This window comes from Acinetobacter rathckeae (assembly GCF_015627125.1).
GTDB classification, from domain to species: domain Bacteria; phylum Pseudomonadota; class Gammaproteobacteria; order Pseudomonadales; family Moraxellaceae; genus Acinetobacter; species Acinetobacter rathckeae.
On record NZ_VTDO01000005.1, the window covers coordinates 71,118 to 91,069 of the forward strand.

The 19,952-nt window shown below is 39.3% G+C and carries 18 protein-coding genes and 2 tRNA genes; 11 read left to right on the top strand and 9 right to left on the bottom strand.

Annotated elements, in window-relative coordinates; all coding sequences use genetic code 11:
• Positions 1–279: 279 nt before the first annotated feature.
• The 6 genes from pilG to I2F31_RS09375 all read left to right on the top strand — a co-directional run bounded on the left by pilG (position 280) and on the right by I2F31_RS09375 (position 8,609).
• On the top strand, positions 280–648 hold the full coding sequence (pilG, locus tag I2F31_RS09350; protein ID WP_195768925.1) for a twitching motility response regulator PilG: 369 nt from the start codon (positions 280–282) through the stop codon (positions 646–648).
• 43 nt (positions 649–691) lie between these two features.
• Positions 692–1,054 (top strand): response regulator, encoded by a 363-nt coding sequence (locus I2F31_RS09355; protein ID WP_195768926.1) that lies wholly within the window; start codon positions 692–694, stop codon positions 1,052–1,054.
• Between the two features lie 24 nt (positions 1,055–1,078).
• Entirely contained in the window at positions 1,079–1,603 is a 525-nt protein-coding gene (locus tag I2F31_RS09360) for a chemotaxis protein CheW (protein ID WP_195768927.1), read from the top strand.
• A gap of 45 nt (positions 1,604–1,648) precedes the next feature.
• The gene (locus I2F31_RS09365; protein ID WP_195768928.1) at positions 1,649–3,745 is read left to right on the top strand and encodes a methyl-accepting chemotaxis protein; all 2,097 of its coding nucleotides are present in this window, start codon (positions 1,649–1,651) and stop codon (positions 3,743–3,745) included.
• A 111-nt stretch (positions 3,746–3,856) separates the two neighbouring features.
• On the top strand, positions 3,857–8,155 hold the full coding sequence (locus I2F31_RS09370) for a hybrid sensor histidine kinase/response regulator (RefSeq protein ID WP_195773817.1): 4,299 nt from the start codon (positions 3,857–3,859) through the stop codon (positions 8,153–8,155).
• On the top strand, positions 8,148–8,609 hold the full coding sequence (locus I2F31_RS09375; protein ID WP_195768930.1) for a hypothetical protein: 462 nt from the start codon (positions 8,148–8,150) through the stop codon (positions 8,607–8,609). Before I2F31_RS09370 ends, I2F31_RS09375 begins: the two co-directional genes overlap by 8 nt.
• Before the next feature lie 67 nt (positions 8,610–8,676).
• On the opposite strand, the gene I2F31_RS09380 is transcribed toward I2F31_RS09375, so the two are convergent.
• Positions 8,677–9,747, bottom strand: coding sequence for an AI-2E family transporter (locus I2F31_RS09380; protein ID WP_407647877.1), 1,071 nt, complete (start codon positions 9,745–9,747; stop codon positions 8,677–8,679).
• Positions 9,748–9,787: 40 nt separating this feature from the next.
• Positions 9,788–10,432: a ParA family protein gene (locus I2F31_RS09385; RefSeq protein ID WP_195768932.1), complete on the bottom strand. Its 645-nt coding sequence runs from the start codon at positions 10,430–10,432 to the stop codon at positions 9,788–9,790.
• 105 nt (positions 10,433–10,537) lie between these two features.
• Between I2F31_RS09385 and I2F31_RS09390 the strand changes: the two genes are divergently transcribed.
• The 3 genes from I2F31_RS09390 (at position 10,538) to I2F31_RS09400 (ending at position 12,159) form a co-directional block, all read left to right on the top strand.
• Positions 10,538–11,005 (top strand): Holliday junction resolvase-like protein, encoded by a 468-nt coding sequence (locus I2F31_RS09390; RefSeq protein ID WP_195773821.1) that lies wholly within the window; start codon positions 10,538–10,540, stop codon positions 11,003–11,005.
• Positions 11,006–11,088: 83 nt separating this feature from the next.
• Complete coding sequence (locus I2F31_RS09395; protein ID WP_195768934.1) at positions 11,089–11,664, top strand: hypothetical protein; 576 nt, start codon at positions 11,089–11,091, stop codon at positions 11,662–11,664.
• A gap of 81 nt (positions 11,665–11,745) precedes the next feature.
• Positions 11,746–12,159 (top strand): protease inhibitor I42 family protein, encoded by a 414-nt coding sequence (locus I2F31_RS09400; protein ID WP_195768935.1) that lies wholly within the window; start codon positions 11,746–11,748, stop codon positions 12,157–12,159.
• A 9-nt stretch (positions 12,160–12,168) separates the two neighbouring features.
• On the opposite strand, the gene I2F31_RS09405 is transcribed toward I2F31_RS09400, so the two are convergent.
• Positions 12,169–12,954 carry a class I SAM-dependent methyltransferase gene (locus I2F31_RS09405; RefSeq protein ID WP_195768936.1) on the bottom strand — a complete coding sequence of 262 codons (786 nt, stop codon included), beginning with the start codon at positions 12,952–12,954 and terminating at the stop codon, positions 12,169–12,171.
• A 141-nt stretch (positions 12,955–13,095) separates the two neighbouring features.
• Positions 13,096–13,710, bottom strand: coding sequence for a hypothetical protein (locus I2F31_RS09410; protein ID WP_195773823.1), 615 nt, complete (start codon positions 13,708–13,710; stop codon positions 13,096–13,098).
• A gap of 261 nt (positions 13,711–13,971) precedes the next feature.
• Between I2F31_RS09410 and I2F31_RS09415 the strand changes: the two genes are divergently transcribed.
• On the top strand, positions 13,972–15,234 hold the full coding sequence (locus I2F31_RS09415; RefSeq protein ID WP_195773825.1) for a hypothetical protein: 1,263 nt from the start codon (positions 13,972–13,974) through the stop codon (positions 15,232–15,234).
• A 47-nt stretch (positions 15,235–15,281) separates the two neighbouring features.
• On the opposite strand, the gene glyS is transcribed toward I2F31_RS09415, so the two are convergent.
• The 3 genes from glyS to I2F31_RS09430 form a co-directional block, all read right to left on the bottom strand.
• Positions 15,282–17,351, bottom strand: a complete 2,070-nt coding sequence (gene glyS / locus I2F31_RS09420; protein ID WP_195773827.1) for a glycine--tRNA ligase subunit beta — start codon at positions 17,349–17,351, stop codon at positions 15,282–15,284.
• Positions 17,351–18,328, bottom strand: a complete 978-nt coding sequence (gene glyQ, locus I2F31_RS09425) for a glycine--tRNA ligase subunit alpha (protein ID WP_195768940.1) — start codon at positions 18,326–18,328, stop codon at positions 17,351–17,353. The genes glyS and glyQ overlap by 1 nt, the downstream gene beginning before the upstream one ends.
• Positions 18,329–18,474: 146 nt before the next feature.
• Positions 18,475–18,738, bottom strand: coding sequence for a PspC domain-containing protein (locus tag I2F31_RS09430; protein ID WP_195768941.1), 264 nt, complete (start codon positions 18,736–18,738; stop codon positions 18,475–18,477).
• A 223-nt stretch (positions 18,739–18,961) separates the two neighbouring features.
• Between I2F31_RS09430 and I2F31_RS09435 the strand changes: the two genes are divergently transcribed.
• Positions 18,962–19,609 (top strand): hypothetical protein, encoded by a 648-nt coding sequence (locus I2F31_RS09435; RefSeq protein ID WP_195768942.1) that lies wholly within the window; start codon positions 18,962–18,964, stop codon positions 19,607–19,609.
• 43 nt (positions 19,610–19,652) lie between these two features.
• Here the strand turns inward: I2F31_RS09435 and I2F31_RS09440 are convergent.
• Together I2F31_RS09440 and I2F31_RS09445 are read right to left on the bottom strand one after the other, a co-directional pair.
• Positions 19,653–19,728: transfer RNA gene (locus I2F31_RS09440), tRNA-Lys, on the bottom strand.
• A 24-nt stretch (positions 19,729–19,752) separates the two neighbouring features.
• Positions 19,753–19,828: transfer RNA gene (locus I2F31_RS09445), tRNA-Lys, on the bottom strand.
• Between the last annotated feature and the right edge of the window lie 124 nt (positions 19,829–19,952).

The window sequence follows — 19,952 nt, forward strand, 5'->3', positions numbered from 1 at the left end:
ATATCATTTAAGCTACTTGATCTGTTATATTTTTGATGATAGAGAATTTAATTTCTTTAAGTCCAAGTAAGATGAGTGAAACTATCTATTGGGTTTGCTATCCATATTTTTTTTGTGAACCTTGTCTCACTTTGAGTGTCTTATTTTATTTAAAGGCAATTTATTAATTGAAGCGTATACAAAATGCATATTTAATACATGGCATGTAAAGGTCTAGTTGAATAAACTGACCAATCATGCGTGAATGAATGAGATCATTTAACTGAAGGGGGGGACAAGATGAACGGTCTTAAAGTAATGGTCATTGATGATTCAAAAACAATCCGACGTACTGCTGAAACCTTATTACAAAGAGAAGGCTTTGAAGTCGTTACGGTTGTTGATGGTTTTGAAGCATTATCTAAAATTACCGAAAGTAATCCAGATATTATCTTTGTTGACATCATGATGCCCCGTTTAGATGGTTATCAAACTTGTGCATTAATTAAAAACTCAGAACAATACCGCAATACGCCAATTATTATGCTTTCAAGTAAAGACAGTTTATTTGACCGTGCAAAAGGGCAAATTGTAGGTTCTGATGAGTATTTAACGAAACCATTTAGTAAAGATGAATTGCTTGATGCAATTCGTACGCATGTAAAGTAGTAAAGTTTGTAATAACGCTTTTGAGTTTAAGTTTGGGGATAACGTGAAACGTATTTTAATTATTGATGACTCACCAACTGAAGTATTTCGCTTTAAAGAGATTCTCATCAAACATGGTTATGATGTTTTAGAAGCAAGTAATGGTGCCGATGGTGTGACACTTGCAACCGCTGAAATGCCAGATTTAATTTTGATGGATGTCGTCATGCCAGGTGTTAATGGTTTTCAAGCGACACGTCAAATTACTCGTACAGAGCAAACCAAAGATATTCCTGTCGTGATTGTGAGCACTAAGAATCAAGAAACAGACCGAGTTTGGGGCAAACGTCAAGGTGCCAAAGACTACCTGACTAAGCCTATTGATGAAGATGCACTGATTGGTGTGATTCAAGCTAACCTTGTTTAACTCAAAGATCAGAGTTTATAGACCATGGCAGTAAGTGGATTTTTAGAATTACTTCGGCTGACTAAGCAAGGAAATAAGCATCAACAAGAAGATGATGCCAATCGATGGTCTGGTATTGCATTTGAGATGCAAGGACAGACATTTGTCGTTCCTTTGGGTGAGGTCAGTGAGGTGTTATATTGTCCTGATCTGACATCAGTACCCAACGCAGAGTCTTGGATTAAAGGCTTAGCCAATGTACGAGGTCAATTACTCACAGTAATTGACCTTTCTGAGTACTTTATAGGCCCAGCAGTAAAGTTAACACGGCAACACAAATTATTGTGTTTGCGTCATGAAGACTACTATATTGGTTTTATTGTAGATCAGGTGTTAGGACTTCAGCACTTTCATACAACCAGTTTTGTTGCTTTAAATAAAGCACTTCAGCCAGAGTTACAAAAATACTGTTATGGCTATTTTAAGCAAAAACAGATTCATTGGAACGTTTTCTTATTTAGTACACTGCTGAAAGATTTTTACCAAGTGAACACCATCTTAAATACATAGATATGCATTTGTTACACGAATATTGAGATTTTGGGGGAGAGTTGTATGGGCTTGAAAAGTCTAGCAAGTGGTAAGAGTGGCATCATTAAACAACTAGATGCTCGCTTAAATCAATTAAGTCATGGCTTTGGTGACAGTAAGGGTGTTAAAACACTATTGCTACTTAGTATTTTTAGTATTGTTGGCACGTTACTGGTTCTACTTTTTATTTTTTACAGTACTGCACAAAATAATACTGTGAACCGAAGCCTCGCTGATCTTAAGCTCATTTCTCAAGTCATTCCTAAGCAAGTCACTGAAACCAATGCCACTGGTGCAGATGCTGAATTTCAGAAGCTCAGACAGAGTCGTGAAAACTTTGATAAAAACTTAACGGTTATTGATAAATCATTTTCAGTCAGTGGTGATACAGCCAAAGTACAGGCTGAATGGTATAATACGGCGAAAAACTTACAAGTTATTCTTGATAATAAACCAGTCTTGAATAATTTACGTAAAACCGTTGTTGAAATGGATCAGGTTGTTCCAAGTTTGCAATTTCAATATAACGCTTTGGTTAAAGAAATGGTCAAACGAGGGTTACCGACCAGCCAAGTGAACATTGCAAAAGACCAAGTGGTTTTGGCAGAACGTATGTTACGTTCAATGCATAACGTGACACGTATTAGCCAAGCACAGTTGGTTGACCCTGTTAAAAGTATTGCACTTGATCGTGATGAGGAATCCACACCAACAACAGACTTTCAAGAGGCCAGTGAAACATTTGCCAACTATTTAAATGCGCAAATTGATGGTGAAACGATTTTTGGTGTTGAGAAGTTAGCTGATCCTGAACTACGTGCGAGCCTTTCAGAGATTAAAAAGAAATATGATGATGTTGTGCAAAGAGATGCACAAATTTTGATTGCTGATGGTAATAAATTGTTACAAGTACAAAAGTCATCAAATGCAATTTTAGCTGACTCGGACACTTTGCTAGACAGCTTGAATGAGCTTTCTGTATCTGCTGTATTGACAGTATATGTTCCACGTGTATTGCTGATAGTATGCTTCTTAACATTCATTATTGCACTGGCAAAACTATTTAAAATTCGTTCTGAAAACGATCAGTTGCGTCTTGCCGAATTAAAAAGCGAGTATGATCAAAACCAGACTGCAATTTTACGACTCTTAGATGAAATTGCAGACTTGGCAGATGGTGACTTACGCCATTATGCAACGGTATCTGAAGACTTTACAGGGGCAATTGCCGACTCGATTAACTTTGCAATTGACCAACTCCGTGATTTGGTTTCTCGAATTAATGAAACGTCACAAGAAGTATCACAATATTCGCAAAATACACAGCATGTAACGACTAACTTAACCGCTGCTGCTAAAAAACAATCTGATGAAATTTCAACAGCATCTGTAGCAATCCGAGAGATTGTGGCTTCTATTGGTCAAGTCTCAAATAACGCTACGGAATCTACAGAGGTTGCACAGCGTTCGGTAAAGATTGCATCAACGGGTGCAGATGTTGTAAACCGTTCTATGCAAGGTATGGACACCATTCGTGAGCAGATTCAAGAAACATCGAAACGAATTAAACGCCTTGGTGAATCATCGCAAGAAATTGGTAACATTATTTCTTTGATTAACGATATTGCTGATCAGACCAATATCTTGGCATTAAATGCGGCCATTCAGGCATCTATGGCAGGGGAAGCCGGTCGAGGTTTTGCCGTGGTTGCTGATGAAGTACAGCGTCTTGCAGAACGTTCTGCATCTGCAACTAAACAGATTGAAGGTTTAGTACGTACCATTCAGTCAGATACTAATGAAGCCGTTATTTCAATGGAACACACCACAACAGAGGTTGTACGTGGTGCAAATCTTGCAAAAGATGCGGGTATCGCATTGGATGAAATTCAAACAGTATCGAATACATTGGCACAGCTGATTGGTAATATTTCGCAAGCGTCTCAACAACAATCTGTGTCAGCAAATCAGATTGAAAATACGATGACGGTTGTACAAAGCATTACTACACAAACAACGGCTGCAACATTTGATACGGCTCGATCAGTTTCTGAACTTGCAAATATGGCTGAGTCATTACGAGCGTCTGTAACCGACTTTAAACTGCCAGAGAAGCAGTAATTGTCTTACACGGTAGCCGTGTTATCTATATACAAACTTCGATGTGTTGATCTACGTTAAAAGTCGGTCAATACATCGACAAGAGCTAAACAGATAAAGTTTGAGCGAAATATGAATGAACTCGTACAGAGGATAGTGCAAGATATTGCAGTACCAGCAGATACCTATTTACAACAAGATGCAGAAATTGTTGAAATTTTTGCCGAAGAAGTCGAAGAAATTATTGTTGAACTGACAGAATTATTTGTTCAATGGCAGCAAGATTTACACGCATTTGATGCGCTTACCATAATTCGTCGTCACTTTCATACTTTAAAAGGTTCTGGCCGTATGGTCGGTGCAAATCAAATGGGAGAGTTTGCTTGGGGGGTTGAAGAGTTACTCAATGGTGTATTACAAGACCATACATTACTCACCGAACAGGTTAGGCAATACGTACTCTCTAGTTTTGAGTTTTATCAAACACATTTACTTCCAAGTATTCAGTATATACAGCCATCGACTGCGGATATTCGTCCATTTTTGTATGTTGCAAAAGCATTAAAAGAGCAACACAATATTGATTCGAAAATTTGGCAAATCACTACAGCATCTGATACCAAGACTGAAACATCAAAACAAGACTCAACGGCTAAAGCAGATTTCATCACTTCTGAGCAGTCAAGTGAAGAGATTGAAGAAAGTACCTCATCTAATACAGCCATGATTGCAGATATACCAAGTGTGTATTTAGATGAAATGGCAGAACACCTTGAACAAGTACAACATTACTTAAATAACAACGAACCTTCAGTGAAAGACACCACTAGCTTAATTAGAGCAATTCATACCCTAAAAGGGAGCTCAAGCATGATGCAAGTTGATGACTTGGTCTGTGTAAGTGGTAATGTCGAAGTTTCACTTAATTTAGAGTTGCAAGAAAAGGGGCAACTCGACCTCAGTTTGAATTTGCTTGAGCAGTTTGAGGTATTCTTGGCCCAATACTTACAAGGCTTGAAAACGACAGATCCTGAGTTACTTACTCAAAGTTTGAAGCAGTTTAATGCAGTATGGCAACAGTACGCAGCATATATTAAACGCTCAGAGCAAGAACAAATTCGCATTAATGACATTATTGCACTAAAGATTGATCAGTTTATTGATGTTGCAGATGATTTTGAATTCTGTGTATGGCAGGATGCTGAAAAATATTTAACAGAACTGATTGATGAAAGTGAAACATTAATTCAGTGGGCAGATACCAAAAAGCTTGTAGATTTAGCTGATTATGTGAGTAAATTACGCAAAGCATATATGGTTTTACTTGCAGTCGCATTTTCTGATTATGATGCATTAAAAACACAAAGTGTTGCTTTTGCTGATTTTCATAATGCACTTATGATTTATTTTGATTTTCTTGCATCGGGCCAAATAAATCCTGTGTTATTACAACATCAAGATGAACTTGATGTGTTGATCAAAAAACTATCAGACGTACGTTATATTGCTGAACAGCCACTAGTTAAGCCTGTGCCAGTGATTCCTGTTGCTCAAATTATTAAAAAATTGGAGTGTGATGAGCATTACTTATCACAGCAATCTGCCAATGTGCTAGATGACACAGAACTGGTTGATATCTTTGTTGAAGAAGCTGAAGAAATTGTTACACAGATGGACAGTGATCTGGCTGAGTTTGAAAGCAACCCGATACAGCTGATTACATTAAAGAAATTGATGCGAAATTTGCATACCCTAAAAGGGAGTGCAAATATGATTCAAGCAGTAAATTTAGGGACAATCGCCCATCATTTAGAATCAATTTATGAACTACTGATTCATCAAAAGCGAGAAGCAACGCCTTTACTTATTGCGATTTTACGTTGTGTTCAAGATAAACTTGCAGGCCGTACCGATGCGATTCGAAACCAAGGATTAGATTATCGATCTACACATACTGTGGCTTTACTTGAGTCGTGTAAGCAATCAGGTGAGCATTATGATTTCTCTCTAGAAATAGAAGAAGCCATGCCAGAGGTGGCCATATCAAATGCCACTGATCTTACTCAGTCAAAAGATCAAACTGATGTAGTGATAGAAAAGACGCCTGAACATATCACTCATACGCCGTATAGTATGGCGTTGTTAGAGGCCTCTCAAAAAGCTTTTGACGCCTGGGGTGAAGAACGCGCAAGCCGTGGCTTACTACTTGCCGTACAGCGTAGTGTCTATGCTTTGCATAATGATGTAAAACTTATTGCGAATGCAAAACAGCTTCAAGAACTTGTTGCTTCGTTACTTGATTTATTTGAGCAATATACCATTTATCAAGTAGAAACAGATGCATATGACCGTAGCATTCATGCAGCATTTGATCAGATATCTGCTTACTTTAAGCAAAACATTGACCTAACGACACTTGAAGACAGTCTTAAAGTACTTGAAAAAATTAAGCATACTATTTTGTCTTCAAAGGGAATGAATGATCCTGTAGAGCAGATTGTTAACGTAGATGATGATCGTTTACAAGGAGATGGTGCAATACCGCCATCAATGCATGGTTTGTGGCAAGAACAGTTTGATGCAACTGTTACTCAAGAAATGCTTCGTGTGTCAGCAAGTACCATTGATAAAGTCACCAATTTAACTGCTGAAAGTGCAATTAACCGATCACGTGTTGAAATGGGTTTAAACCAATTTAGTACCACACTGTCTGAAATGGAGCTTGCAATTGTACGACTGTCTGAACAGTTGCGGCGAATGGAGGGTGAGCTCGAAACTCAAATTTTAGCAAGACACAGTCTTGAAGGTGAGTATGAAGACTTTGACCCATTAGAAATGGATCAATACTCAGCATTGAACCAATTATCTAAGTCCCTTGCTGAGTCTGCCTCAGATTTACTCGATTTTAAGTCGACATTGACTGATAAAATTGCTGATTCTGAAACCTTGTTACTTGAACAGGCACGTATGCAAACAGATGTGCAAGATAACCTGTTGCGGGTGAGACAAGTTGCCTTTTCACTGGTTGAATCACGATTACAGCGTTTGGTTCGCCAAACAGCCATGTCGGTAAACCGCTCAGTTGAATTGGAAGTGGTGAACGCAAGGCTTGAAATCGACCGAAGCACTTTGGATCGCTTAGTCACACCATTAGAGCATATGATTCGTAACTCGATTGACCATGGTATTGAAAGTACGAGAGAGAGACTGCAAAAAGATAAGCCTAAAGTGGGTAAAGTGAGTATCACTTTAATGCGTCAAGGTACAGATATTTTGCTTGATGTACAAGATGACGGTCGAGGCATTGACGTTGAACAAATTCGTCGTAAAGCACAAGGCTTAGGTCTGATTACCGCACAAGAGCCGATGGCTGATGATGATGTACTACAATTTATCTTTAGCTCTGGGTTTTCTACGGCTGCAGAACTGACTCAGCTGTCAGGTCGTGGTGTTGGTCTAGATGTGGTAAAAAATGACATTCGTGCTTTGGGTGGACACATTTCTGTAACCTCAACGAAAGATCAGGGTGCAAAATTTACCATACGTATTCCAACCATTATGACTGTGGCAGATGCACTCATGGTTAAAGTGAGTGAACAACAATTTGCGATTCCATTGTCACAAATTGAACGTATTGCCATGATGCCTTCAGAGCAGCTACAAAAACACTTTAGTACTGATGAGGAATATTGCCAAATCAATGGGCAGGACTGCCGTTTACGTTATTTGTCAGAGTTTTTAGGTTATGCAAAAAAACCAAACTTTGCGACAGCTGAAAACTTCCCAATTATTCTGGTAAGAGGTTATAACAATCAATTGATTGCTTTATTGGTGGATCAGCTGGTTGGGTCGCGAGTAGAAATTGTAGTTAAACCTCTGAACAATACCCTCAAGCATATTCAGACCTTAGGTGGAGCAACCATTTTAGGTGATGGTCGAGTCTGCTTTATTCTAGATGCACAAAATATTGCTCGGACTGCACAGAATACTTTCCGTTATAATTATGCGATTGAGAAATTCAACCACGATGACAAGCAAGATTTACGTCATACAGTAATGATTGTTGATGACTCAGTGACAGTACGAAAAGTGACTTCTCGTATACTTGAGCGTCATGGTTATGATGTTGTTACAGCTAAAGATGGTATTGATGCCATTGAAAAATTAGAAAGTTTACAGCCAGATATGATGTTACTTGACATTGAAATGCCACGTATGGATGGCTTTGAAGTGGCTAATTTAGTGCGAAATGATACAGTGCATCATGCATTGCCGATCATTATGATTACCTCTAGAACAGGTTTGAAGCATCGTGAGCGTGCCATGAGTCTGGGTGTGAATTACTATATGGGTAAACCATTCCAAGAAGAGGCTTTATTGGCTCAAATTGAACAGGTCATACAAGATTTAAAAGGTGATGCAAATGGTTGATAACCAATTCATAGATACATCAGGTGCATCTAAACAAAACTTGAGCGAACTCATGACGGTGTCGGCAGGTTTTGTTGATGTCTTTAAGATTCGCTGTGCCAACCAAGCAACAATTGTCCTACCACAAAATTTAATTTTATCGGTGCAAACCCCCCAGCATGGGGTAAAGTACATTCAGTGGCATGATGTTGAATTGCCCATTTATGATGTACACACGCCTGATGCAAAAGATGTAATTGCCTTGATTATTGAAAATGAGCAGATAGAGCAACGCTTTGCCATTTTGTGTGATGAGATGCCAGAAGCACATCGTCTCAGGATTTCTGAGGTGGTTGATGTCTATGGTGTGGAAAAAGAAGTAGGGGTGTTTCAGTATGTGCGTATTCACCAAGAATTATGTCAAATACCTGTACTTGCTGAAATCTATGCAGAGATTACAAACGACAGTAAATAAGCCTTTTTTGAATGCTTAAGACTGATATTGTTCGGGCTTAAATTGCCCGAACATTGTCTAGTTATCTTTAGTTCTGTGAGGTATCTTCTTTTAACTCTTGAATCCATTCACGCCATACCGCTAACAATACAGCTAAAATCACAGGGCCAATAAAGAGCCCGATTAATCCAAAACTGGCTATGCCACCTAATACACCAAACATGATCAGCAGAAAAGGAATTTGTGTCGCACCGGAAATGACCAGAGGGCGAATCACATTGTCTGATGAACTGACAATACATATGCCCCATGCCAATACAGCAATTGCACTGACAATATGTCCTTGTGAAAGGAGCCAAAGAGCAACACTGCCATAAGATACAGGTGTACCAAAGGGAATCAGTGCCAATATAAAAGTCACTAAGGTGAGGAGTAATGGATTAGGTACATCAGCCACAAAATAACTCAGCCCTGCTAAAATCGCCTGTACTAAAGCAGTTAATCCAATACCATAGACGACGGCACGTGTTGTATCTGAAATGGTGGTCATGTAGTGATGAATGCGATTGCCAATCACTTTTTCTAAAGCAAAGTGGAACTGCTTGAGTAATGACTGGCCGTCACGGTAAAAAAAGAACAATGACAGTAAAGTAAAACCCAATTTTACTAGATTCCGTGTAATTTCACTCAATACCGCACGGCCATAGCTTAAATGCCCTTGTAGCCATGTGGTAATATTTTGAAAAATACGATCGGGATTGGTATTGAGTTCTGCCAAAATACGACTGGCTTCAGTACCAACAATCGGTAGTTGTAAAACAAAACTGGGTAAAGTGAAATGACCTGCATAAATCTGTTGTTGTACTTGTAAAAAGAGACTTTGCCCTTCTCGTTGTAATACTACAATACCAAAACCTAAGGGTAAGCCGATGGTAAGTATAATCATCAGCAACATAAAAAATGCCCCCAGATTACGCCGTTCAACACCACATATTTTTTGAACCCATGTATAAATTGGCCAAGTCATATACGCAATAATGACGGCCCAAACGACAGGTACAATAAAATATTTTAATACATTGAAACTTAAATATAAAAAAATACTCAGTAACCCTAAGAAAAAGGTTTTATGCAGCAGGTTCGGAATATATCGTTGCACGGCAATCTCGAGTTGTTTGATGTGTCGGTGATGTATTAGATTAGAACCACTGTGTCTTATCTTCAATGATGACATCAAGCACAGGTTGCCATTGTTTTTGAATATCCACATAACGCTTTTGTGTGTGGTCAAAAATGCTCAATCCCTGTGCTGCTAGCTGACCATATACGGTACGTTCTGAAATCCATGCAATCGGGTCATGCTCAACTTTTTTAAAAAAGTCTTGGAAGTTTTGCGAGTTTACACTTTGTGGTTTTACACGGTTTGCAAGTAGTAAAATATCGACTTTCCCTTTACGAATTCTTTTAATATCTTGTAATTTCTTTAAAAAATTCTTGGTACTGTGTAAATCAAAAAAAGAAGGTTGTAGTGGTGTAATAATGGCATGACTTTCACTAATCAATTGCTCTGCAAGCTCGCCAGAAACTGCGCCAGGGGCATCAATGACCAAGTAATCTATGTGTTTGGGTGCGTCACCAATCGACTTTTCATTACGCCAATCTAAAGATAAAATTTGTACCGCAGAAGATGGACGTTGTTTTAACCAGTGTAGGGTTGATTTTTGTGTATCTGCATCGGCCAAAGCGACGGCATAGCCCTTGACGGCTAATGCAGTAGCCACAGTAATTGCTGTATTGGTTTTACCACATCCACCTTTTTGATTTGCAATCAGAATTGTTTTCATAAGAAATATTAAATTGTGATGTTTCAAATACTTTAGCATTTTTTAAATAGATAAAACATGACAATATGCTTGATAAATCATTGAGCAACAGAGGAATGAAAGAATATGCCAGCATGGATGATTTTGGTCATTGGAATGATTGTAGGTGCATTCCTAGCCAGTATGTTACTTGCTCGAACAAGACATGGCAAAATTCAGGCGGAGTATGAAGCCTACATTTTAGAGCTTCAAGCAGAACATGCTCTTGCGTTACAAGCGGCACAAAAAAGAAGTGTAAATACCAGTCGTGCTGTTTTGAAAGGAAAAATGGCTGAACAGTTTGCACCTATTTTACCCGATTTTAATTATTTACCTGCCGATGCTCGGTTTTTAGGAGATCCCATCGACTATGTAATTTTTGATGGTTATACCGCATTTAGAGATGGTGAAGGCAGAGCAGAAGACATACAAGTGGTTTTTATGGATATTAAAAGTGGTCAGGCCAGACTCACTGCTGGGCAAAAAGCCATTGCACAGGCCATTGAGCAAAAACGAGTACGATTTGAAACACTCTATATACAGTTTGATGAATAAATCAGACAAATGGCTTCCATGATGATGTGCTGAATGATGTAAAAATGAGGAATTAAAACTCCCAAGCATGAATGAGTCAACAGATGAAAGGAAGAATGTACGGTATAGGGCTGATGATATTGCTGTGTAGTCAGGTGGCGTATAGTGCCCAACTGGTCACTGACAGTGCAAAATATAATATTGCCAACGGGCTGAGTCCAACAGCACCTGAGCAGTCTATCCGTAGTCTAAAACCATTCTTAGGTGATTTCCGTATTTTGAGTACACAGCACTATACTCAAGATGAACAAGCAAAATTTTCCCCTGTAGATTTTGCTGTAAGTTGGGGATTATTTGCTCGCCAGAACATCGCACAACGTATAGACGTTCGTCAATATGACCGCTTTTTAAACTGGAAGATGAATCCGTTACCTGTGTCACCACAGCGAGCCATGCAAATGGTGTCGAATATGCATATGATTCCTGCAACACCGACAGTACTAAAACAACTCAACCAAGTGAAACGGGGTGATTTAGTGCGTTTAAAAGGTGACTTGGTTGAAGTGAAAGATGGTGATTTAGTCTGGACGTCATCTTTAACCAATACAGATGTTGGCGAGGGTGGTTGTGAGTTATTTCGTGTAACACAAGTACAATGGTTACAAAAAGTGCCGATGTAAGGTTTTATCTATGGTCAAAATATTATACATTGATGAAATATATTTTACGTCAGTACATAAATAAAATAAGTGAGCGAGATCATGAACAGTGCATTACGCAAGGGTGTTCTATGTATTTCTTTGCTGTTGAGTGCATGTCATGGTACAAGCCCAACAGTCGATGGTAAAACGCATGTATTTACCTTAAAGCAAAAATGCCCCGCACTTTTACAAATGAAAGTAGGTCAGAGTCTAATGTTTCACGCCCCTGAGAATCCGAGTACCGGATATCAGTGGCAAATCACCAAGCCCTTAAGCAACTTTAATGTAGAGCAATCTGAGCAGAAACCTAAAACAGAGCAACCTGATATGGTTGGCCAACCAACAGAAAAAATCTTTCAATTTTATGCAACGCAAGCAGGCGAAGAAGAAATTTCTTTAAGTTATATAAGACCGTGGGAAACAACAGCACCACCAGTAGAGCGTTGGGTGTGCCGTGTACGTATCTCATCTTAAAACCTAGTTTTAGTTTGTAGCACGAAAGTGATAAATGTGAGTAACATAGGGGAATGCAACCTGATCGGTGGCTAAAAGTCCAGTATGCTGTTTTACGATTTTTTCTAAATCATCTGCGAGTTGTTGTTGTACGGCACTAGGCCATGTTTTTACAAAACTACTGGATAACAACCGATCTATGACCACCTGTTGTACTGTACCGCAATGTGCGTAATTGAATTGTTGTGTTGTCACGGCTTGGAACAGGTTTTGTTGTGAAAATACCTGTTGCCATTGTTGTGTATAGAAACGAGGTGCATCATTTTCAAATGGCTTTAAATGCTCAGATAGGGCATTGACCCATGCTTGGCTATTATCCCGATTATTCCAGATTAAAATGAAATCACCTTGTGGTTTAAGTAGGCGGTTGATCTCTTGGAGTGTTTCAATATTTGAAAACCAGTGAAATGCTTGAGCACAAAAAATGGCATCAAATTGATGGTCTGGTAAGTGAATCTGATGACTTAAACCATGCATAACCCCAAGCTGAGGGTGTTGCTGTGTGAAAATGGCTCGCATTGCCTCTACAGGCTCAACAGCAGTAATATCTGTGCTAATTGGGATAAGGCGAGCAGTAAATTTTCCTGTGCCTGAGGCAAGGTCAAGAAGCTTAGACTGATGATTGAGGTTGAGGTGTTGTTGTAACCATGCTGTGATTTCTACTGGATAATTTGGCCGAGCCTGTTGATAGTTTTTTGCGTGTTGTATATTGGCAAAGCCGTGTTGTGCTGTTGGGTGTATGCTATTCTTTGACATGATTTTGCCATTTCATAAAGCCTTTGAGGGTGCATGGCATGGCTTAAAAGAATATTGATATTGTACATATATTTACAATTGTGATTTACGCACGGCTTTATTTTGTTATGTGAGATATGGCTTAAAGAAGATCGAATTGACTTAGTGTATGTGCTGATAAAAACGTTGTAATGCTTTTGTGAACTGAAGTAACTCAGCTTGAGACATGCGACTTTCTTGCAATAATGTAATCACGGTCATATGTGAGCGTTTTAATTCAGCCACGGTTTGGGCATTTTCTATTTTTTTAGCGTGGGTTTTTCCCATCAGTCCGCAGTGTTGAGACAGTGTAGCAATCAGCAACTGCTTCATATTGTCGAACGTGAGTTCAATCTGCTGATATTGCTCATGACTTTCTTCAGGCTGTACTTGTATCGTTACAGGTGCCTCATTGTGAATAGTTGGCTCACTTTGAACATGAGGTGTTATTGGGGTTTTCGTCTGTTTAGAGGGTGTGAGCGTATCTTGTTCTTTTATCTCTGAGCTTTTTTGTGGTTCAGGTGTAGATACAGCATCATGATTGTTATGTGTCAAAAAGCCTAAGTCTATTAGACTATTAAACACTTCCGATGAACACATTGCTTCTTTTGCAGTATCGGACAGTTTATTAAAATCTTTACTGCCAATTAAAATCAGTAGTTGGCGTTGTTTTGCAGATAATACGCGATCGCGGGTTTCTAACGCCGTAATGGCCTCGGCTGTTCTAATATAATTCATGCCTAAATTTCCAAAAGCACACTAAAGAGGTGATTTTCCAGTTAATACTTTGACAAAACTATATGACATATTTATGAAGTGTTTGAATTTTATTGGCTTTTTTTGATGCTTATTTTATTGCCAAGACAGTATATAATATGTAGTAACTAAACTACTTTTATGAGTTTCCTAAAGCGTATTAGAATTTTAGTGTGATAAATTTAACATAATTTCATTAAAATAAGCGGGCTTTAGGTCAAACCTCTAACCTTTTGGTGTGTAATGGATAAACAAATCATTTTTGAAGATGACCATATTCGCGTTATTTTTTTAAAAGGACATTCAGAAGAATTAATTTTCTCCTTTGGCGATCTCATCACACGTGCGAAAGGCTTAAGCATTAATGCTGAAAAATCGTTGGTGAAGTACGATTACAATGTAATTGGCGTGATGCCAAAAGAAAAGTCATGGTTTCCTGTAGAAAGCATGCACCAGATGATGCAAGCAGTAGAGCCTTATTTGGCACAATTTAAAACCATTGTAGGCTACGGCGGGTCTATGGGTGGTTATGCAGTGATTAAATACGCTAAACTGTTACGTATGTCTCGTGCGATTGCTTTTGTACCGCAATACAGTATTAATCCGCAAGAAGTTGAAGACCGACGCTATGCCGAGTTTTTTGATATTAACTTGCACCGTGATATGGATATTTCAGCACAAGATATTTCACCACAGACCGACTATATTATTGTCTATGATCCATATTATAACGAAGACAAAGAGCATTATTTAAAGATTAAAGGTCTGTTGCCACGTTTAATGACTTTAAATTTACCTTTTACAGGTCATGATGCACTGTCTGTTTTAGCTAGCTCTAGTCTACTGAATGACTTTATTCGTCATAAGCTTGATCAAAATTATTTTTATACGCAAATTCGTCAAGTGAAAAAGAACAGTAAGTTTTATTATCGTAATGTCATTGGGCAACTGATGTCACGCCATAGTAAAGCATTGGGACGTATTTTAAAAAATAATGATTTACAGCTAGATGCACAGTACTTTGACCCTGCATTAAAGCAATTAATTACCCGTGTTATGCTGAATCGTAGGCAAGTGACTGAGCAAGATTTACAAAAGCTTGGTATTAAAGTGAACTTGCCACAAGAGTCACATTTAAAGTTGCAAGATCACTTTGAAAACTTTTTAATTTTTAACTTAATTAGTAGTAAGGTGGAAAGTTACACGCAAGAAGCGATTGGTTTAAATGATAAATATTTAATTCCGCTGTTAGCAAAATCAAGCTGTTTAGTGAAAATAGAGATCAACCGTGAGCGTTATTTGGTGGCCATGAATGACCGCCGTGTAATGAAATTGGTCAAGGAAGATGACGCATTGTCAGCAGATTTAAGTCCATTGGTGCTAAAAAAACATGATGGATATTATGTGATTAGTTATAAAGGACAAAATTTAAGTACCGATGAATATGGGGTGTGTACGTTTGTAGATCCACCTTTAACAGATACAACACGTTTTATTTTGGTTTAATTAAATGACGATAAAAAAGCCCTCACATATTTGAGGGCTTTTTTTGTTTATGCTTGGAGTACAGAAATATCTGCAATGGCTGTAAACAGTTGTCGTAATTGATTGAGTAAACGTAAACGGTTAGCTCTTAGGGCTTGGTCGTCGGCCATGACCATCACATTATCAAAAAAGTGGTCAATTGGGGCACGAAGCGTTGCAAGTGCAGAAAGCGCTTCTGTGTACTGACGTGTTGACAATAGAGGCTCAACGTGTGGTATGAGCTGTTGAATGGCTTGATATAAACCTTTCTCAGCGTCTTCCACCAGTTGTTCTTCCGACACTTCACCCGCTGTTGCAGGCTCTTTGGCTAAAATATTCGCCACACGTTTATTTGCTGCTGCAAGCGCTGCTGCTTCTGGTAATGTGCGGAAGTGATTCACTGCGTTAATACGTTGCTCAAAGTCAAGCGGTGAGCTTGGTGACAGTGCCTGTACAGCTTGAATCACATCGATGGTTACGCCTTGATCTTCGTATTTGGCACGGTAGCGACCTTCTAAAAATGCTGTTGCTTCGCTTAAAGTCTGTGCAGGGTCTTTAATAATCTCTACATAACCTTGTAAAGCCAATTCAATGAGGCGTTGAATAGATACATCAAGTTTATTTTCAATGATTAAACGTAAAGTACCAATCGCTGAACGGCGTAGGGCAAATGGGTCTTTTGAGCCTGTTGGGGCTTGGCCAATACCAAAAATACCCACCAAGGTGTCTAAGCGGTCAGCCAATGCTAAGGTTGTACCTGTTTTTGTGCTTGGGAGTACATCGCCTGCAAATTTTGGTAAGTATTGTTCACCGAGTGCTTCAGCGACTTCATGGTTTTGTCCTTCAAGGCGAGCATAGTATGTACCTGCAATGCCTTGTAGTTCAGGAAACTCACCCACAAGCTCTGATGTTAAGTCACATTTGGCAAGCTTAGCTGCTTGTTCTGCATCTGCTGGGTTTACGCCTGTAATTTCAGACAGTGCCACCGCAAGTTTCGCAATGCGTTCTGATTTATCCCATAGGGTGCCAAGCTGTGCTTGGAAAACCATATTGGCCAGTTTTTCTGAACGAGAAGCCAAAGGTTGCTTTTGGTCTTGTAAGAAAAAGAACTCTGCATCGCTTAAACGAGGGCGAACCACTTTTTCATTGCCTTCAATAATTTGCTGAGGGTCTTTTGATGCAATGTTAGATACGGTAATAAAGTATGGCTGTAGCTTGTGGTTTGCATCAACCAAGCAAAAGTATTTTTGGTTGTCTTGCATGGTGGTAATGAGAGCTTCTTGTGGCACAGCCAAATAACGCTCTTCAAACGTTGCACGTAAAGCGACAGGCCACTCAACCAAGGCCGTGACTTCATCAAGCAAGTCCGCAGGTACAATCGCAGTTGCATTGACTTCATCAGCTAAGTCTTTAACTTGATTTTGAATGATCTGTTGGCGTTTTTCAAAATCAGCCACCACATATGCTTTTTCAAGTACGGCAAGGTAATCATTGGCATGCTGTAGGGTAATGGCTTCAGGTGCATGGAAACGATGACCATAGGTAGTGTTGCCTGTTTTATGGTCTTGAATGACTGCATCAATGATTTGGTCATCTTTAAGCAACAGCACCCATTTTACAGGGCGTACAAATTCGGTACGGCTTGCTGCTGAACGCATTCTTTTGGCAATTGGTAATTGGTTTAGAGCGTGCTGTAAAATTTCAGGCAGTAATACATCTATAGATTGCCCTTTTACATCTTTGTAATAGCATACTTTTTCGACTTTACCTGCTTGAAAAGTAGAAACGTCTGCAACAGTAATACCTTGGCCACGCATAAAGCCTTCAAGGGCACGGGTAGGCTGGCCATCGGCATCAAAAGCAGCTTGTTTGGCAGGGCCATCAAAACGCTTTTGTGTGTCGGCTTGGGCTGCATCTAGGCCTGTAATTTTAAGCGTTAAACGACGTGGTGCCGCATACGCAACCATTTGCTCAAAGTTTAAGCCTGCGTTGTTTAAGCCTTTTTCAGTTTCTTGCTGTAATGCATCACGCAGTTTCTTTAAACTTTTTGGTGGAAGTTCTTCACAGCCAAGCTCAAATAATACGGTGTGTTGATTCATTATTTTTTCTCCGCTTTGGCTGTTGCTGTGTCGATCTGTGCTTGTATTGCCGCTAATGCTTCATCTCTTAATTTTGGTTCAGCCATTGGGAAGCCAAGTTTTGCACGGGCATCCACATAACTTTGGGCAATCGCACGAGACAATGTACGAACACGTAAAATAAAGCGCTGGCGTTCTGTTACAGAAATCGCACCACGTGCATCGAGCAAGTTAAACGAGTGAGATGCTTTAATCACTTGTTCATAAGCAGGTAAAGGTAAGCCTGCTTCAATCAAACGATTGGCTTCTTGCTCGTAAAAATCAAATAATTCAAATAGTTTTTCTACAGGTGCATATTCAAAGTTGTATGTCGATTGCTCAACTTCATTTTGATGGAATACATCACCATAAGTAACTGTACCAAATTGGCCTTTGGTCCATACTAAATCATAGACAGAATCTACACCTTGCAAGTACATCGCAAGACGCTCTAGACCATAGGTAATTTCACCTGTCACAGGGTAGCACTCTAAACCACCAACTTGTTGGAAGTAGGTAAACTGGGTTACTTCCATACCATTAAGCCAAACTTCCCAACCAAGGCCCCATGCACCAAGGGTTGGAGATTCCCAGTTGTCTTCGACAAAACGAATGTCGTGAACCAATGGGTCAATACCAATCGCTTTTAAAGAATCTAAATATAGCTGTTGAATATTGTCTGGGTTTGGCTTCAGTGCAACTTGGAACTGATAGTAATGTTGTAGGCGGTTTGGGTTTTCACCATAGCGTCCATCTTTAGGACGACGTGATGGCTGTACGTAAGCGGCATTCCACGTTTCAGGCCCTAGAGCACGTAAGAACGTTGCGGTGTGAAATGTACCTGCACCCATTTCCATGTCGTATGGTTGTAGTATGACACAGCCTTGTTCAGCCCAGTAGGTTTGTAGTGCCAGAATAAGGCCTTGAAAGGTATCAATGTGAGAGATGGCGCGACTCATGTAGCATCCCTAAAATTATAAGAAAATTGGGACTAAGTATAAGGATTTTACCAATCTGAGGCAAAGACTATCTGTTGCACAAAGCATAAGCTTTATGTTTAAAGATCAAACAAGTCAAACTGTAGTCTACAGTAGGCTTGTTTAGTTTATTTTGTACGGTCTTCATAGACTGTTTTCATCTGATTTGGCTGTGTAGTGGTGTTGCTCATGTTATGTTGTTTGGGCATGACAAGCCACAGAATTAAATAGACTAAAATACCGGGGAACGCTGCACTCATGACAGAGACAGCAATAAACACTAAGCGTAATAGGTTGGCATTCCAGCCAAATCGTTCTGCTATACCACCCATCACACCAGCAATCATATGTTGTTTTTGTGAGCGGTATAAACCTACTTTACCTTCTGCCATGATCCATCTCCTGCGGTTAAAATCTTGCTTTATTAGATATATGGGTTACAGCATGTATTTTCTAGCATGTATCACGAGTTAAAGCGTTAATTTATGTAAAAGATGATATAGCATGTTCAGGTTTTCATTAAAATACAGCAACACATTATAAGGGTGTGGCATGGTTATAGATGAATTGTCTATTTAAAGCATTGTGATGATGAGCAAGGTTAGAGGGTGATAAATGCGTGACGATCTGCGAGCTAAATGTAAAGATTACTCTATGAGTGGCATGTTGGTGTTGCTGAGTTTAACTTTGCTTGGCTGCAACCCGCATATTGAACAAAAAGAGAAGTCTGCCACAGCTCAATCTATGCACACAGATGATGCATCTTCTTCGCATCACAGTAACCTGTGGCAAGTGGCGGGGCAGGCGACCATGCCAAGAAAAATCCAAGCTCAAGCGGCTGAGCAAAATAAACAGCTTAATGCAGAAGAGAAAGAAATTGTCGGGCGGTATTCGGTTATTATTCCTTGCACAGACCCAATTGCACGCTGTGGTGATGAAAAAAATGATGCGGTAGAGTTTATTCTAAATTTAATGCCTGATGGTTCGGTCTATCGTTTAATTAAACGTTTAGGCACAATTCAAGTCGACTCTAGATCTTCTTCGAGTTATAACAAAGACTATTGGGAATTAAAATTAATAGATGCTCATCAGTACGTGATTACGTATTACACCGTTGATGGTATGAAATTCTTTTATCGAATAGATGCAAAGGGGAGTTTGGTGATGGATTTAGGGCGTAATCGGCTGATTAATCTCCAAGCTTATCGCAAAGGTTATCCTTTCCCAGACAAGGCATATACGTTAAAAAAACTTGTAGACTAGATAATAAAAAAGCCTCTTTAAATAAAGAGGCTTTTTTGAATCTTGGTGGGTCGTCCGCGACTCGAACGCGGGACCAATGGATTAAAAGTCCACTGCTCTACCAACTGAGCTAACGACCCAAAATGATCAAGTTTTAAGATAAGTGGTGGGTCGTCCGCGACTCGAACGCGGGACCAATGGATTAAAAGTCCACTGCTCTACCAACTGAGCTAACGACCCGTATCTTCTTGATGGAGCGTATTGTAGCAACTTATTTATTGATGACAAGGGTTTTTTTAGAAAAAGTTATACATTTGATTATAAAAGCTACAAATTGGTGACAATGAGTCAAAAAATAATCTGT